General features: G+C 73.9%; 15 protein-coding genes. 4 read left to right on the top strand and 11 right to left on the bottom strand.

Annotated elements, in window-relative coordinates; genetic code table 11:
* Nucleotides 1-7: 7 nt before the first annotated feature.
* Nucleotides 8-415: a rodlin gene (locus BLW86_RS13955; protein ID WP_093874349.1), complete on the bottom strand. Its 408-nt coding sequence runs from the start codon at nucleotides 413-415 to the stop codon at nucleotides 8-10.
* A 94-nt stretch (nucleotides 416-509) separates the two neighbouring features.
* Nucleotides 510-1550: an LCP family protein gene (locus tag BLW86_RS13950; protein ID WP_093874348.1), complete on the bottom strand. Its 1041-nt coding sequence runs from the start codon at nucleotides 1548-1550 to the stop codon at nucleotides 510-512.
* A gap of 174 nt (nucleotides 1551-1724) precedes the next feature.
* On the opposite strand from BLW86_RS13950, the gene BLW86_RS41505 reads away from it, so the two are divergent.
* Nucleotides 1725-1874, top strand: coding sequence for a hypothetical protein (locus tag BLW86_RS41505; protein WP_177181481.1), 150 nt, complete (start codon nucleotides 1725-1727; stop codon nucleotides 1872-1874).
* Nucleotides 1875-1952: 78 nt separating this feature from the next.
* Here the strand turns inward: BLW86_RS41505 and BLW86_RS13945 are convergent, their stop codons facing one another.
* Entirely contained in the window at nucleotides 1953-2363 is a 411-nt protein-coding gene (locus tag BLW86_RS13945; protein WP_093874347.1) for a rodlin, read from the bottom strand.
* A gap of 219 nt (nucleotides 2364-2582) precedes the next feature.
* Between BLW86_RS13945 and BLW86_RS13940 the strand changes: the two genes are divergently transcribed.
* Nucleotides 2583-2996, top strand: a complete 414-nt coding sequence (locus BLW86_RS13940) for a rodlin (protein WP_093874346.1) — start codon at nucleotides 2583-2585, stop codon at nucleotides 2994-2996.
* Nucleotides 2997-3172: 176 nt separating this feature from the next.
* Nucleotides 3173-3406, top strand: a complete 234-nt coding sequence (locus BLW86_RS13935; protein WP_093874345.1) for a chaplin — start codon at nucleotides 3173-3175, stop codon at nucleotides 3404-3406.
* Nucleotides 3407-3473: 67 nt separating this feature from the next.
* Here the strand turns inward: BLW86_RS13935 and BLW86_RS13930 are convergent, their stop codons facing one another.
* Both BLW86_RS13930 and BLW86_RS13925 read right to left on the bottom strand, forming a co-directional pair.
* Nucleotides 3474-4724 (bottom strand): FAD-dependent oxidoreductase, encoded by a 1251-nt coding sequence (locus BLW86_RS13930; protein WP_093878660.1) that lies wholly within the window; start codon nucleotides 4722-4724, stop codon nucleotides 3474-3476.
* A 26-nt stretch (nucleotides 4725-4750) separates the two neighbouring features.
* Nucleotides 4751-6061: a carboxylate--amine ligase gene (locus BLW86_RS13925; protein WP_093874344.1), complete on the bottom strand. Its 1311-nt coding sequence runs from the start codon at nucleotides 6059-6061 to the stop codon at nucleotides 4751-4753.
* Between the two features lie 155 nt (nucleotides 6062-6216).
* On the opposite strand from BLW86_RS13925, the gene BLW86_RS13920 reads away from it, so the two are divergent.
* Entirely contained in the window at nucleotides 6217-7779 is a 1563-nt protein-coding gene (locus BLW86_RS13920; protein ID WP_093874343.1) for a glycoside hydrolase family 26 protein, read from the top strand.
* A gap of 27 nt (nucleotides 7780-7806) precedes the next feature.
* On the opposite strand, the gene BLW86_RS13915 is transcribed toward BLW86_RS13920, so the two are convergent.
* The 6 genes from BLW86_RS13915 to BLW86_RS13890 all read right to left on the bottom strand — a co-directional run bounded on the left by BLW86_RS13915 (nucleotide 7807) and on the right by BLW86_RS13890 (nucleotide 14785).
* Entirely contained in the window at nucleotides 7807-8952 is a 1146-nt protein-coding gene (locus BLW86_RS13915) for a GNAT family N-acetyltransferase (RefSeq protein WP_093874342.1), read from the bottom strand.
* Entirely contained in the window at nucleotides 8949-9626 is a 678-nt protein-coding gene (locus BLW86_RS13910) for a YveK family protein (RefSeq protein WP_093874341.1), read from the bottom strand. The genes BLW86_RS13915 and BLW86_RS13910 overlap by 4 nt, the downstream gene beginning before the upstream one ends.
* A gap of 13 nt (nucleotides 9627-9639) precedes the next feature.
* Nucleotides 9640-10773: a glycosyltransferase gene (locus BLW86_RS13905; RefSeq protein WP_093878659.1), complete on the bottom strand. Its 1134-nt coding sequence runs from the start codon at nucleotides 10771-10773 to the stop codon at nucleotides 9640-9642.
* Entirely contained in the window at nucleotides 10770-11570 is an 801-nt protein-coding gene (locus BLW86_RS13900) for a polysaccharide deacetylase family protein (protein ID WP_093874340.1), read from the bottom strand. The genes BLW86_RS13905 and BLW86_RS13900 overlap by 4 nt, the downstream gene beginning before the upstream one ends.
* Nucleotides 11470-13239, bottom strand: a complete 1770-nt coding sequence (gene murJ / locus BLW86_RS13895) for a murein biosynthesis integral membrane protein MurJ (protein ID WP_093878658.1) — start codon at nucleotides 13237-13239, stop codon at nucleotides 11470-11472. Before murJ ends, BLW86_RS13900 begins: the two co-directional genes overlap by 101 nt.
* Before the next feature lie 217 nt (nucleotides 13240-13456).
* On the bottom strand, nucleotides 13457-14785 hold the full coding sequence (locus BLW86_RS13890) for an O-antigen ligase family protein (RefSeq protein WP_093874339.1): 1329 nt from the start codon (nucleotides 14783-14785) through the stop codon (nucleotides 13457-13459).
* Nucleotide 14786: the final 1 nt, after the last annotated feature.

Here is a 14786-nt window from a genome sequence, read left to right as displayed (position 1 = left end):
TCGGGGCTCAGCTGTTGCGGGCGCCGTTGCCGGACAGGACCGGGATGTCGCTGAGGATGTGCGACAGAGCCTCGTCGCCCTTGGCCTGGGTGGAGTTCTCGGTGCACTGCTGGTTCTGCGGGGAGGACAGGACGTTGATGTCCTGGACCGAGATCGGGATGGCGCCGATGATCGAACCGGCGTTGACCTTGGCCGGCAGGCCGATGCAGGGCTTGTTCAGGGAGCCCTGGACGAGCGCCATCTGCGGGCTCATGTTGCCGTAGGTCTCGGAGTTGCCGAACTCCTGGTGCGCACCGTTGCCCGACAGCGACGTGGTGCCGCCGTCGTCGGCGATCGCGAGCGCCTGCCCGGCGCCCGCCGCCGTCGCGCCGAGGACGGACGCGGCCACAGCAGCCGTCGCCAAGAGCTTCTTCATTGTTCAGGCCTTTCGGATACGGGCCCGCTGAGTGCCGAGCCGTGCTGATCAACTGGTCAGCGGTCCGGAGGTTCCGGGAAGTCCACCGGACGGACTACGGGCAGATGAGCGAGGATCCCTCGGCCGGCCGGTACACGGCCGCCGGGATCTGGCTCGGCGTGACGGCCCCGGCGGCGGGCAGCGGCCGGTCCTCGGCCAGCCGCCCGAAGACCTCCGCCGCCCCCTCCTCGTCCCAGGCGAGCGTGGAGCCGACGCCCTCGATGTCCGGGTTGAAGCCCCGGATGGGCACGGTCGCGAACTCCATGCGCTCCGGGGGCAGGTCCCGCAGGTGCGCGGCGAGCGTCAGCAGCTCCGCCCCGGAGATCCCCCGCTCGGCCGCCGCCGTCCCGCGCAGGGTCGCCGCGAAGTCCTTCAGCCGCTCCGGGTCGTCGAGGATGCCGTCGTGGAGCCGGTGCAGGGTGTTCACGACGAACTGCTGCTGCTTCCGGATGCGGCCGAAGTCCATCTGCCCGTCGGCCTTCCGGGACCGTACGTACTGGAGTGCCTCGCCGCCTGCGACCCATTTGGTCCCGGGCTGGAGGTCGATGCCGGTGGACGGGTCCTTGAGCGGCTGCGCCGTACAGACCGGGACGCCGCCGTCGACGCGGTCCACGGTGTCCATGAAGCGCCGGAAGTCGATCTCCAGGTAGCGGTGGACGGGCAGTCCGGTCATCGACTCGACGGTCTCCACGGCGAACGCGGAGCCGCCCTCCGCCCAGGCGTTGTTGATCTTCGCCTGGTGGGCGGCGTGCGTCTTCCCGGTGCGCCGGTCGCGGTGCCCCGCCGGGAAGGAGGCGAGGGAGTCGCGCGGCAGGCTCACGACCTCGACCCGGTCGTTCGCCGCCGAGACGTGCACGAGCATCATCACGTCCGTGCAGTCGCACTCCTTCCCGCCGAGGTGGAAGCGCTCCTTCTCCTCCGGGGTGACGCCCTTGCGGCTGTCGATGCCGACGACGAGCAGGTTCAGCCCCTTCTCGGGGGCCGGGAGGCCGGTGGGGGCGAGGGCGAGGGCGCCGGGAGCGAGGGCGGAGAGGGTGGCGAGGGCCGCCGCGGCGAGCAACGGACGCCGGGACAGCCGTGGACGCGGGAATTTCATGTCCGCACCGTATTTCGACCCGCTCGCACACAGGTACGCGACGCGACATGAACAGGACGAATCACTCTCTTGCGGCGCCTGTGTAATGATGCGGGAATCGCAGCGGAAGGAGCGAAAATGGCGCCGGGTCCCGGAAAATGGGAACGGATGGCCTTCATTCCGAAGAGCCGATATGTGAGTGACCCGTCCCCGGCGGACAGCGATCCGTTCCCCGTCTATTCCGAGCTGGTCGCGCAGTGGGTGCAGGCGGGACGGGCGGTGCCGGGGATGCCCGACCGGGAGTGGGAGCGCCTGATGGCGACGCCGGTCTGGCCGACCTGGTAGACCCGACCCGGTAGACGAAAGGGGCCGCCCCGGAGGGCGGCCCCTGACGTGTGAACGTCGTCGCGCTCAGGCGGTACGTCAGCTGTTGCCGACGCCGTTGCCCGAGAGGACCGGGATGTCGTCCAGGATGTGCGACAGAGCCTCGTCACCCTTGGCCTGGGTGGAGTTCTCGGTGCACTGCTGGTTCTGCGGGGACGACAGGACGTTGATGTCCTGGACGGCGATCGGGATGAGGCCGATGATCGAACCGGCGTTGACCTTGGCCGGCAGGCCGATGCAGGGCTTGTTCAGGGAGCCCTGGACGAGCGCCATCTGCGGGCTCATGTTGCCGTAGGTCTTGGAGTTGCCGAACTCCTGGTGCGCACCGTTGCCCGACAGCGACGTGGTGCCGCCGTCGTTGGCGGTGGCGAGGGCGGGGGTGGCCACGGCGGCGCTGGCGCCGACGATGGAGACGGCTGCGGCCGCGGTGGCCATAACCTTCTTGATCACGGGAGTTCCCTTCTAGAACCGGCTCCGTGCAGGGAGCGACCTGATCAACAGGCCTTCGGAGGTGGGGGTTCCGCTGTGTCACCCTCTTGGCGGAGCGCGCGCGACAGCGCGAAACGCGGACGCAGTCGAACGAGTGAAGCGCCGGAACCAAAGCCCGCGACCGCAGTTGATCCCGTCGCATCAATCAGGTCGATTGGTGGGAACAGGAACGGAATCACCGTGATCAAGAAGATTATGGCGGCCGCCGCTGTGACGGCCTCTGTTGTCGGCGCTTCCGCTGCGGCGGCCTCTCCGGCGCTCGCCATCGCCGACGACGGCGGTACGACCTCGCTCAGCGGCAACGGCGCGCACGAGTCGTTCGGCAACTCCGAGACCCACGGCAACATGAGCCCGCAGCTCCAGGCCGTCCAGGGCTCGCTGAACAAGCTCTGCATCGGTCTGCCGGCCAAGGCCAACGCCGGTTCGATCGTCGGTATCCTCGTCCCGGTCGCCGTCCAGGACATCAACGTCCTGTCCAACCCGCAGAACCAGCAGTGCGCGGAGAACTCCACCCAGGCCAAGGGCGACGAGCCGCTGTCGCACCTCGTCGACGACATCCCGGTCCTCTCCGGGAACGGCGCCTACAACGGCTGATCCGTTTCGCGCACGACAGGGCCGGAGGGAACGAACGCGTTCCCTCCGGCCCCGTCCCGTGCGGGCAATGGAGTGAAAGAGAAGGTGTCGGCGTTATTCCGGTTTCCTTTGTGCGGCATGTTCGTTGTGTCGTGTGCAGCGGAAATGTATTCCGCCGAGGAAAGGATCCAGACGAAATGAACTGTAAGAAGGCCGCAGCCGTCGTCGCCGGAATCATCATGGCCATGGGTGTGGCGTCCCCCGCCTTCGCGGACGCGGAGGCGGAGGGTCTGGCCGTCGGTTCGCCGGGCGTCCTCTCCGGGAACGTCGTCCAGATCCCGATCCACATCCCGATCAACGTCTGCGGCAACAGCGTGAACGTCATCGGCGCGCTGAACCCGGCCGCCGGCAACACCTGCATCAACGTCTGAGCCCCGGCACACCGCAGGCACGGAGGGCCGGTTCCGGAGAGCGTCCGCTCCCGGGGCCGGCCCTCCGTCATGCCGGGACCGGCGCCCTCCCGCCCGTACGCGGCCGGCCCGGGGCGCCGGCGCCCGCCCGCAGCCGCTGCCGGACCCCCTTCACCAGGCGTCCCGCCGTGTACTCGGCGCCCAGGACGAACCGCATCGACGGACCGTACGAAGGCGCCGTGAGCAGACCGGCGAGGAAGAGGCCCGGCCAGGAGGACTCGAAGAGGCCGCCGACCTCCGGGGCGCCGCCCGCACCGACCCTGCGCAGCGCCCCGCGCAGCGCGGGGGAGAGGACCCCGGCCCGGTCGAGGCTCGGGGTGAAGCCGGTGGCCGCGATCACGTGGTCCGTCTCCAGGGCGGTCGTCCCGTCCGGGCCCGCCACGTCGAGCCGGAGCCGCTCGTCCCCGGTCGCCGTCGCCGAGGTGATCCGGTGCCCGAGGCGGACGTCGCCGACCGCCGCGAACCGCTCGCGGAGCCACCAGGCGCCCGCCGGGCCGAGCGCCTGGTCGAAGATCCGCTGCCGGGTGGCGGCCGGCAGCCGCCGGAAGATCCCGGGAGCGTCCGCGTACAGCCTGTTCCGCCAGCCGCAGCCGAGTCCCGTGTGCGGGGAGCGCAGCGAGGGCCACAGGCCGCGGTCGAGGGCCGGCGGCAGGGTGTTCCAGTTCAGCCGGCCGGCCCGCGCGACGATCCGTACGGCGGCGGCGCCCCGCTCGGTGAGGAGCGCGGCGGTCTCCAGGGCCGCCTGGCCGGCCCCGACGACGGTGACGTCCCGGCCGGCGAAGCCGTCGAGCTCGCCGTGGTGGCTGGAGTGGGTGACGTACCGCCGGGGCAGCCCCCGCAGGGGGTCGGGGAGCTCGATGAACGGCAGGACTCCGACGGCGAGCGCCACCGTCCGGGCGCGCAGCGACTCGCCGTCCTCGGTGCGCAGCTCGAAGCCCCCGGCGGCGGGCGCGACCGAGCCGATGAGCCGCTCGTCGAGGACGGGCACGGCCTGCCGGGCGAACCAGTCGCCGTACGCGGCGAAGAAGTCCACCGGGAGGGGCACGCCGTGCTCGGCGCGCACGCCCCTGGCCGCCGCGTAGGCGTCGAGGCCGTACACCCCCTCCGGGTCGGAGAGGTGGGAGGCCCAGGGCTCCGACTTCAGGAACATCCCGGAGGGCATGGCGTGCCAGGACTCCATCGAGCGGCCGAAGGTCCTCAGGCGCAGTCCGTGGACGGCGGCGTGGGCGGCCACGGACAGGCCGTAGGGTCCGGCCCCGACCACCACCAGGTCGTACATCGGCTTCGACATCGTGCCTTCCGCGTTCATCGTGGGGTGAGCTGGTCGACGGAGGTGCGGGCCGGCGGCGCCGCGGCGGTGGCGTCCGGGGGCGTACGGCGGGACGCGAGCGCCCGGCGGAGCGCGACGAGGGCCTTGCGCAGCAGGTGCGCCAGCCAGGCGCGGCCCATCGCGAGCGCGGGCGCGGGATCGTCGGCCGCGAACCAGGCGCACTCGGTCCGGCCCCGGGCCGCGCCGGGCTCGGGGGCGTACCGGCGGCGCGGGGAGGCGAGCAGCGAGAGCGCCGCGTAGTTCTCGACCAGGAACCGGCGGCCGTACACGGGGGAGAGCGGCGGCACGGGGCGGCCGGTGAGGTCCAGGTGCAGCGCCCGGACCACGTCCAGGCCGTCCGGGTCGGTGAAGAGCCGGAACTGGGCGCCGGGCCGGGGGTTGAAGTCGAGCAGGTGGTACGCGCCGGTCGCCCTGTTCAGCCGGAAGTCCAGGTCGCACACGCCCCGGTAGTCCAGCGCGTCGAGGAGGTCGCGGGCCGTCCGCTCGACGGTCGGGTTCACCGTCCAGCGGCCGGAGGCCGTGAGCCCGGCCCCGTCCGGCCAGGAGCGCTCCTTGCGCCCGGTCGCCCCCGGCGCGCAGCGGCCCGTGGAGTCCACGTACCCGTGGAAGAACCAGTCGAGGTCCCGGCCCGCCGGCAGCAGCTCCTGGAGCAGCAGCCGGCTGCCGGCCTCCGGCGTGCGGGCGTACAGCTCCCGCACCTCGGCCGGCGAGCGCACGATCGAGGTGCTCCGCAGCCCGCCGCCGGCCGGCAGCAGCCACGGGCGGCTCCACTTGGCGACGACCGGAAGGCCGAGCGACCACGCCATGGCGGCGGCCTCGTCGGCGTCGTCGGGGAGCTCGGTACGGGGGTGGGGCAGGCCCAGGCCCGCGCAGGTCTCGGCGAGTTCCGCCTTGTCCGCGACCTTCAGCAGCTGCTCCTCGGTCTGCTCGGGCAGCAGGAGGCGCGGGGCGAGTGCGGAGCGGCGGCCGGCCAGGGCGAGGGCGCTGACGTCGTCCAGCGGCACGGCGAGGACGGGATGTGACGGGTCGTCGGTGATCTCGTCCGCGATGCGGGTCAGGAGCTCGGCGAGCTCGGCGGCGGAGTCGGTCCCGGGGCGTACGCGGACCGAGCGGAGATGGCGGGAGCGGGCGACCGGACTGGCGCTCGATTCGACGACGGCGTGGACCGGAATCCCCGCCCGTCCCAGCGACCGCGCGGCGCCGAGGGTGCCGTGATGGAAAGGGTTCCGGTCGAGCCGTACGAGGACGGCGGGGACGCTGGTGTCGAAACGCTGACGGCGCGGCACGGCATGCCCTTCATCTCGGTGCCCCAACTGGGCGATGAAATCCTCTAATGGACTACTGATCATGGGAGGCCGAGTTCACGGTCGGCCCATTAGGAATACTTTCGGAACATCGGATTGACGGATCATCAAATGGCGTACGACGTGAAGGAGTGGCCATGGCATCTGCATCCCGGAGAAGATCGAGAATGTGGTTGGGGGTGTTCACCGCCGGTCTCCTCGCTTCGGGCTCAGCCGTGCTCTCCTCCCCCGCCCACGCCACCGAATCCGTGACGACGGACCCCGGACCGATCGCCGCCGGCGCCATGGGCGCCTTCCTCGACTCGGGCAGGCTCGGCGTCACCCGCATCAGGCAGCTCGAACGCTGGCTCGGCGGCCACGAGCTCCGCGTCGGCCACACCTACCTCCCGGGCGACCTCTGGTCGAACATCGAGGGGACCCCCGGCTTCCTGGAGGCCTGGGCCGACTGGCGCAACGAGCGCGTCAACCGCATGTTCGTCCTCAACGTGCCCATGCTGGAGCGCAATGAGGCCCGCCTCTCCGACCGCCAGGTCCGCCGCCAGCTCCAGCTCGGCGCCGCCGGGTACTACGACCACCACTTCGCGACCCTCGCCGAACGCCTCGTCGAACAGGGCGCCAGGGACACCGTCGTCGTCCTCGGCTGGGAGATGAACGGCACCACGTACAGCCACCGGTGCGCCCCCGATCCCACGGCGTGGAAGAAGTACTGGAACCGGATCGTCACCGCGATGCGTTCCGTACCGGGCCAGAAGTTCCGTTTCGACTTCAATCCGAGCCGCGGCCTCGACGCGATTCCGTGGACCGAGTGCTACCCGGGCGACGACGTCGTCGACATCATCGGCATGGATTCGTACGACCAGCCGTCCGGAAGCAGTTTCGACCGGCACGTCAGCGAACCGTACGGGCTCCAGAAGCAGGTCGATTTCGCCGCCGAGCACGGGAAGCGGATCTCCTATCCCGAATGGGGGCTCTTCCGGAACGGCGACAACCCGGAATACATGCGGCGCATGCTGGAATGGATGAGGCAGCACAAGCCGCTGTACCACACGATCACCGACTACTGCCCGCACGGCGTCTGGCAGTGCGACGACAACCCGCGGTCGTCGCTGGTGTTCCGCCAGATGCTGTACGGCACGGAGCCGCAACTCCCGACGGACCCGACGATCCCCGAACCGGAGCCGAAGCCCGAGCCGAAGCCTGAGCCGAAGCCGGAACCCAAGCCCGAGCCGAAGCCGGAACCCAAGCCCGAGCCCGAGCCTGAGCCGAAGCCGGAACCCAAGCCCGAGCCGAAGCCAGAACCCAAGCCGGAACCGAAGCCGGAGCCGGAGCCGAAGCCCGAGCCGAAGCCCGAGCCCAAGCCGGAACCCAAGCCGGAACCCAAGCCCGAGCCGAAGCCCGAGCCCAAGCCGGAACCCAAGCCGGAACCCAAGCCCGAGCCGAAGCCCGAGCCCAAGCCGGAACCCAAGCCGGAACCCAAGCCCGAGCCGAAGCCGGAACCCAAGCCCGAACCGAAGCCGGAACCCAAGCCCGAACCGAAGCCCGAGCCCAAGCCGGAACCCAAGCCCGACTGCTGGACCGTGGACCTCGGCTCGTGGGTGGAGCACTGGATCGGTGGGTCCGTCTGTGTCCCGAAGGACAACTGGAAGGACGAGGTCGACCTCGACTGGAAGGACACCCTGAAGGAGGTCTGGCCCTTCTGACGCCCTTCACGGTGGCGGTGGCGGAGCTCATCCGCCGCCACCGCCACCGCGGCCGAGCACCCGCCCCACCCAGGCCCGTTCCCGCGCCTGCCGGGCCGCCCAGCGGCGGGCGTCGGCCGCGCCCGCGCGCAGCCACAGGAGCGGGGCCGTACCGCGCCCGGTGAGGAGCAGACGGCGGTTGCGCACCGGTTCGGGCCGCCAGTGCTGCTTGTACGACTCGCTGCCCCGCAGCATGCTGAGCGTGGCCCGCCCGCCCGCGCTGGTCTCGCGCGCCCCGTGCCGGAGCAGCATCGTCGCCACGTCGACCTTGCGGGCGCGCAGCGCCGGGTCGGCGCCGTACAGGTAGCCGCCCGCGAGCCGCGGGGACATCAGGGTCAGGTCGGCGGCGACCACGTCCCCGGCGAGCCGGAACTCGGTGACCATCGCGTCGCCGCGCTCGACCATGGGCCGGACGGCACGGGTGAGGTGCTGGGCGAACCGCTCGCTGGTGTGCTCGGCGGTCACGCCCCGGCCCTGCCACTGGAGCTGATGGAGCTTCAGGAGATGGTCGAGGGCGGCGGGGACCTCCTCGCCGCTCACCACGCGCGCGTCGATGCCGAGCGCGTCCAGCTTCCGCAGCTTGGCACGGACCCGCTGGGCCTTCCCGGACGGGATCCGTTCGAGGAGCCCCTCCATGGGGACGGCGGGCAGCTCCAGGCAGAGCGAGTCGGGCAGCCGGCGGCGCGGACCGCGCCAGTGGGCGAAGACGCGCTCGCTGGCCGCCCCGGGCCGGACCTCCCGCAGGTCGACGACCGCGCCCCGGGCGGCCCGCGCGAGGGCCCCGGCGAGGGCGGGCGCCGCCTCCGGGCAGGCGTCGTCGAGGAGGACGTCCGTGAAGTCGGTGATGCTGCCGCCGAGCTGGGTGAGGACGGGCAGCGGCCCGCGGGCCCGCATCAGGGGCGCGGCGGCGACGAGCTCGCCGCCCTCCCGTCGTACGAGCACCACCCGCAGCGCACCGGCCCGGCCGTACGAGAGCCACCAGGAGTGCAGCCAGGAGTGGGACTGGAAGGGGGTGGCGGAGGAGCAGCGCGCGTACAGCGCCGTCCACTCGGCCGAAAGCCGCCCGAACTCCTCCTCGTCACGGCAGATCTCGCTCCGCAGGGCTCGCCGGTCGCTCGTGGTCCTCGCGCTCACACCGCCTCCGCCTGGTGCGCGGCGACCGCCGGGGCGGGCACGGCGGCGGACGCGGCCGGGGCGGTCGCCTGCCGGGAGTGCCGGGCCTCGCCGCGCGCGGCGGGACGCTTCGGGCGGACCAGCAGGACCAGGCCGCCGAGGAGGCCGCCCGCGCAGCCGCCGACGAGCGCGGAGAGCGACGCGGAGGGCGAGACGGGCGAGACGGGTTTGGTCGCTCGGGAGAACTGGACGACCTTCACGCCCGTGCTGCCCGCCACGTGCGAGCTGTCGAGGACGAGCGCGCGGGCCACCCCGTCGGCCATCGAGACCGCCTGGGCGGGCTTCGACGACCGTGCGGTGATCGAGATCATCGGCGCGTCCGGGGAGGTCTCGGCCTGCACGTTCTTCCGCAGGGTGTCGGCGGTGACCCCCGCCCACACCTGGGCGTCGCCGGTCACCGCGATGTCGGTGGCGACCCGCCCGTACGCCTGGGCGAAGCCGACCGCCGCCCCCGGGTCGGCCTTCTCGGCCGGTACGACGATGACGTAGCTGGTCGCCGCGTACTCCGGCGCCTTCACGGCTCCGTAGCCGCCGCCGAGGACCGCCCCGGCGAGGACGGCGGCGGGCAGCACCGCCCAGCGGCCGGGGGACCGCAGGCCGGCGGGGAGGAGGGCACGGGGTGGGGTGGTGTTCATCGGGCGGGTTCTCTCACTTCGCGGGGGAGGGGATGCCGTGGACGGCCTGGTCGTAGAGGGACATCAACTGCCGTGCGCTGTGCGCGATGTCGTAGCGGCGGGCGGCCGCCGGCAGCGGGAGCCGGGCGAGCCGGGCGCCTTGGATGCCGCGCAGCGCGGAGACCAGCTCGGGGACGGACTCGCCGATCCGGCGCGCGCCCGGTGCCGCGTCCGGGGGCAGGTCGTCGATCGCCGGGCAGGCCACGTACAGCACGGGAAGGCCCGCGGCGAGCGCCTCGACGATCGCAAGCCCGAAGGCCTCGTCGGGGGAGGTGGACACGAACACGTCCATGGCGGAGAGGAGTTCGGGCAGCGAGGGCCCGAGCGCACCGGCGCCCGGCGGGTCCTCGCAGGCCCCGGCGAGGAGGATCCGGTCCGCGGCCCCGCACTCCCGGGCGATCCGCAGCAGCTCCTCGCGGCGCTCGCCCTCGCCGACGAGGAGCAGCCGGGCCTCCGGCACCGAGGCCACCGCCCGGACCAGCCGGTCGAACCGCTTCCCGGGCGTGAGCCGCCCGACGCCGCCGACGACGTACGCGTCCCGGGGGATGCCGAGCACGCCCCGGGCGAGGCGCCGGGCACGCGCGTCGAAGGCGAACCGGTCGGTCTCGATGCCGTTCGGCACCACCCGGACGCGGTCCGGCGGCACGCCCCAGTCCGCGAGCCGGCGGGCGACGCTGGGCGAGACGGCGACCGTGGAGGTGCCGAGCCGCTCCGACGCCAGATAGAGCGCGCGGGTGCCCGCGGAGAGCGGCCGGCCCTCGATCTGGGTCTCGCCGAGCGAGTGCTCGGTGGCGATGACCCGGCGCACCCCGGCGAGCCGGGCCGCCGCCCTGCCGTACACGCACGCCCGGTAGAGGTGCGTGTGGACGAGGTCGTAGCGGCCCTGCCGGACGATCCGGGCGAGCCGGGGCAGCGCCCCGAGGTCGCGGTTCCCGGCCATGCCGAGGTGGGTGACGGGCGTGCCGTCGGCCTCGATGCCCGCGGCGACCGCGCCCGGGTTGGTGAGCGTGACCACCCCGCCGTCCACCGGGAGGTGCCGGAGCAGCAGCCGGAGCTGCTGCTCGGCGCCGCCGATGCCGAGCCCGGTGATGACGTGCAGGACCTTCACGGCGCACCGACCGGGGCCGGGCCGCACGGGGCGTGGAGCAGGTCGGCGGGGCGGCGGCGGCGCAGCGGGTGCAGGACGCGCTTGGCGGTGAGCCGCCAGGGGGTGTCGTTCTCGCCGATGTGGACGCGGGGCAGGGCGTACGCGCCGGTGTGCGGGCCCGGGTCGATCGCGCAGCCGTAGCGGTAGCCGGCCTTGCGCACGGCGTGGATCGCGCGCGGGTCGACCTGCCCGTACGGATAGCAGAAGCCGTCCACCGGCCGGCCGGTCATCTCCTCCAGGAGCTCACGGCTGTGCCGGGTCTCGGCGGCGAGCGTCGTGTCGTCGGCCTCGGTCAGCGGGACGTGCCTCAGGCCGTGCGAGCCGATCTCCATGCCGGCGTCGGCGATCCGCCGGATCCCGTCCTCGTCGAGCAGCGGTTTGCGCGGCCCGTCCGCGTCCCAGCCGTTCTCGCCGCCGAGGCGCCCCGGCAGGACGTAGACCGTCGCCGTGAACCCGTGCCGGCGCAGCAGCGGCAGCGCCGAGTCGAGGAAGTCCGCGTACCCGTCGTCGAAGGTCAGGCCCACCAGCCCCTTGGCGCGCCCCTCGGCGGTGGCGGCGAGCAGCTCCCGCACCGAGACCCCGCGCAGCCCCCGGTCGCCGAGCCAGTGCAGCTGCCGGGCGAAGCGCACGGGGGAGACGGTCACCCGGTACGGATCGTCAGCGGTGTCCGCGATCGAGTGGTACATCGCCACCCACGGGGGCGGCTTCCACAGGGGCGGCTTCGGCAGCGGACGGCGCAGCGCGGCGGCGACGGGCATGGGGGGTCCTCCGGAAGGCGGAGCGGGGCAGGGGCGGGATCTCGGGCGCCTTGGCGGCGCAGGCGACGAAGAGGAGGAACACGCCGGCGACGACCAGGCCGGCGACGGCGACGGCGAGGACGGCGGAGCCGATCGCCAGCTGGCAGAGCCAGCCGGCGCCGGTGGCCCACGCGCTCGCGGTGGCGAGCCGGAGCAGTCCCTCGCCGAGCCGGTCGACGCGGACCGGGACGGCCTGGCGGTGGGCGCCCCGCAGCAGCAGGACGGCGCTGAGGGTGATGCCGAGGGCGTTGGCGGCGGCGATGCCGACCGCGCCCCAGTGGTGGGCGCCGGGGACGCCGGCGGCGGCGGTCGTGGCGAGCCCGGCGGCCATGGCGGCGGCCGGGTACCAGAGCGGGCGGGCGGCGGAGAAGTAGCAGCGGACGAGGGCGCCGACCATGGTCTGGCCCAGCAGGCCGAGCGCGTACACCCGCATGACGGCGGCGGTGGCGGTGGTGTCGGAGGCGGTGAACTCGCCCCGCTCGAAGAGCAGTTCCACGATCCGGGGGGCGGCGGCGATGACCGTCGAGGAGCCGACGAGCACGACGACCGCGGCGAGCAGCAGATCCCGCTCGACCCGGCGGCGGGCCGCCTCCGGGTCGCCGGCGGCGAGCGCGCGGGCGACCACCGGGAAGCTGACCGTGCACAGCATCAGGGAGAGGATCATCGGCATCTGCGCGACCTTCTGCGCGTAGTTCAGATGCGAGATGGCGCCGGCGGGCAGCGGCGAGGCGAGGAACCGCTCGATCAGGGTCTGGGACTGGCGGCACAGCGAGAACGCGACGACGGGCGCGATCAGACCGAGCACCAGGACGCGTCCCTCGCCGGTGGGGGCGGGCGGCCCCTTCGGCCGAGGAGCCCGCCCTGGTGCCCGCAGCGCGCGCAGGAGCGAGGGGGCCTGTACGAGGACCATCAGGACCCCGCCGACGGCGACCCCCGCGGCGGCGGACCGCACCCCCCACGGCTCGCGCAGCACCAGGATCGTGCCGATGATCCCCGTGTTGTACGCCACGTAGATCGCGGCCGGCGGCAGGAACCGGCCGTGCGCCCGCAGCGCCGCCGAGCAGTACCCCACCAGGGCGAAGGACAGCACGCAGGTCCCGGTGAGCCGCGTGCAGTCGACGGCGAGCCCCGGGTCGGGCAGCCCCGGGGCGAGCACGGCCACGAGCAGCGGGGCCGCGACGATCAGGACGACGGCGACGAGACCGAGGGCGAGGACGATCCGGGGGAGCGTCCCGCGCACCAGCTCGCGCACCGGGTCACCGGGCAGGCCGGCCGAACGGCGGGCCAGGGCGCGGGAGAAGGCGGGCACCAGGATCAGCGCCATCGCGTCCTCGATGAGCAGCGTCGAGGCGAACTCGGGCACCGTCCACGCCACCAGGAACGCGTCGGTCCCGGCCCCGGCCCCGAAGTACCCGGCCAGGATCTGGTCCCGCACGAGCCCGAGGACCGCCCCGGCCGCGGTGAGCCCCGCCGTCACGGCCGCCGCCTTCGCCAGGAACCCGCCGCCCCCGGGCGCGCCGGCGCGAGGCCCCCGCGCGCGGGCGTGCGCCCGGCGTCCGGTGGGCGCGGCGGCGGTCCGCGGGGGCGCCGCGGGTGTGGCGGCCCGGGGCCCGGCGGGATGGCGCGCCACGCGCCGGGCCCCGGCGAGCAGCCCGGCGGAGACGGCCGCGCCCGCGGTGCCCGCCCCCGGCAGCACGACGGCCTCCGGGGCCCACGGGGAGTCCGTGGGGCCCGGAGGCGAGGCCTGCCAGGGGTCGGTCAGCGGGGTGCCGCAGGGCGGCCGGGGCGCGGGGCGCGGCCCGTCGGCCCACGGCGCGTCCGTGGGCTCCGGCCCCCCGGCCCACGGGTCACGCACGCCTCACCTCCGCCAGCGACCACCAGGCCGCCAGGCCGAACACGACCGACATCAGGACCGTCGAGGGGCCGCCGATGTCCGCGTAGAAGAAGTCGACGAGCTGCCAGACGAGCAGGCCCGTCGCGACGAGCGCGCCGTCCGCGCCGAGCCGCTGTCGCCGCAGCGCGCCGACGAGCAGCGCCACCCAGCTCCCGGCCAGGGCGAGGAGACCCACCAGGCCCTGCTCGCTCAGCACCAGGAGGTACATGTTGTGCGGGGAGAGCAGCGGCTGGCGCGCGAAGGCGGCGCCCGCGCCGGCCGTGTCGCTGCCGGAGGAGAGCGCGAGGGAGGCGTTCGAGTCGCGGTACCGGGGGAAGCCCTTGAGGCCGACGCCCGTGACCGGCTCCGCGCGCCACATCCGCCCGGCCGCCGCCCACATCGTGTACCGGTCCGTCACCGACTGGTCCGGCGCAGCCGTCACCTGCGTGATGCTGGCGACCCGCTCCTCCACCATCTCCGAACCGATCCCGAGGCCGCCGACCAGGACCACCCCGAGCGCGGCCGCCGCGAGCGCCACCCGCACCGCCCGCCGGACCCCCGCCAGCAGCAGCTGGATCGCGCAGGTGAGCACGGTCGCGATCCACGCGCCCCGGCTGAAGGACAGCACCAGCGGGACGAAGAGGAGAGCCGCGCAGACCGTCGCGACCGTGCGGACGCGGCCGGGGCCGCTGCCGAGCGCGACCCCGGTGACGACGACGAGCCCGTACGCCACGACCGTCGCCATGCCCATCACGTCGGTCGCCCCGAAGGTGCCGACGGCCCGGATGTCCTCGCCCTGGTACGAGGCGCCCGTGCCCGTCAGGTACTGGACGACGCCGACCGCGCCCTGGAGCAGTGCGAACGCGACCAGGCCCCAGGCGATCACGGCGAAGTCCCGCCGGTCGCGGACCGTCAGGAGCACGGCCGCCGGGACGAGGACGAAGACCTGCAGGTAACGGGCGACGCCCGGCAGGCTCGCCGCCGGGTCGTTCGAGGTGATCGCGGCCAGACAGATCCCGAGCACCGGCAGGCCGAGGACGACGGCCGCCGCCCGGCTCAGCGGCCGGGCCCCGCCGCGCAGCACCCGCACCAGGCAGATCAGGACGAGGAGCCCGGACGCCGCGTCCGCGACCGTCCCCGTGCCTCCGGTGCCGCCCTGCGCGCCGCCGCCGCCCGGGACGAGCAGCAGCGCGATCACGGCGAGGACCGGGGACAGCGCCCCGACCCGGCGGACCAGGTCCCGTACGTCCGCGGTCTCCGGCGCCGCCGGGAGCGTCGGCGCCGTCGTCACGGCCGTGGCCATC

This window comes from Streptomyces sp. TLI_105, from assembly GCF_900105415.1.
In the GTDB taxonomy this organism is placed as follows: Bacteria; Actinomycetota; Actinomycetes; order Streptomycetales; family Streptomycetaceae; genus Streptomyces.
Note: the sequence above shows the minus strand (reverse complement) of the source record. Positions and strands in the feature narration are given on the sequence as shown.

Excerpts from the sequence above, each read along its gene's own strand:
- BLW86_RS13955 (WP_093874349.1), bottom strand. The coding sequence starts at position 415 with ATGAAGAAGCTCTTGGCGACGGCTGCTGTGGCCGCGTCCGTCCTCGGC.
- BLW86_RS13950 (WP_093874348.1), bottom strand. The coding sequence starts at position 1,550 with ATGAAATTCCCGCGTCCACGGCTGTCCCGGCGTCCGTTGCTCGCCGCG.
- BLW86_RS13935 (WP_093874345.1), top strand. The coding sequence starts at position 3,173 with ATGAACTGTAAGAAGGCCGCAGCCGTCGTCGCCGGAATCATCATGGCC.
- BLW86_RS13930 (WP_093878660.1), bottom strand. The coding sequence starts at position 4,724 with ATGTACGACCTGGTGGTGGTCGGGGCCGGACCCTACGGCCTGTCCGTG.
- BLW86_RS13920 (WP_093874343.1), top strand. The coding sequence starts at position 6,217 with ATGGCATCTGCATCCCGGAGAAGATCGAGAATGTGGTTGGGGGTGTTC.
- BLW86_RS13910 (WP_093874341.1), bottom strand. The coding sequence starts at position 9,626 with ATGAACACCACCCCACCCCGTGCCCTCCTCCCCGCCGGCCTGCGGTCC.
- BLW86_RS13900 (WP_093874340.1), bottom strand. The coding sequence starts at position 11,570 with ATGCCCGTCGCCGCCGCGCTGCGCCGTCCGCTGCCGAAGCCGCCCCTG.
- BLW86_RS13890 (WP_093874339.1), bottom strand. The coding sequence starts at position 14,785 with ATGGCCACGGCCGTGACGACGGCGCCGACGCTCCCGGCGGCGCCGGAG.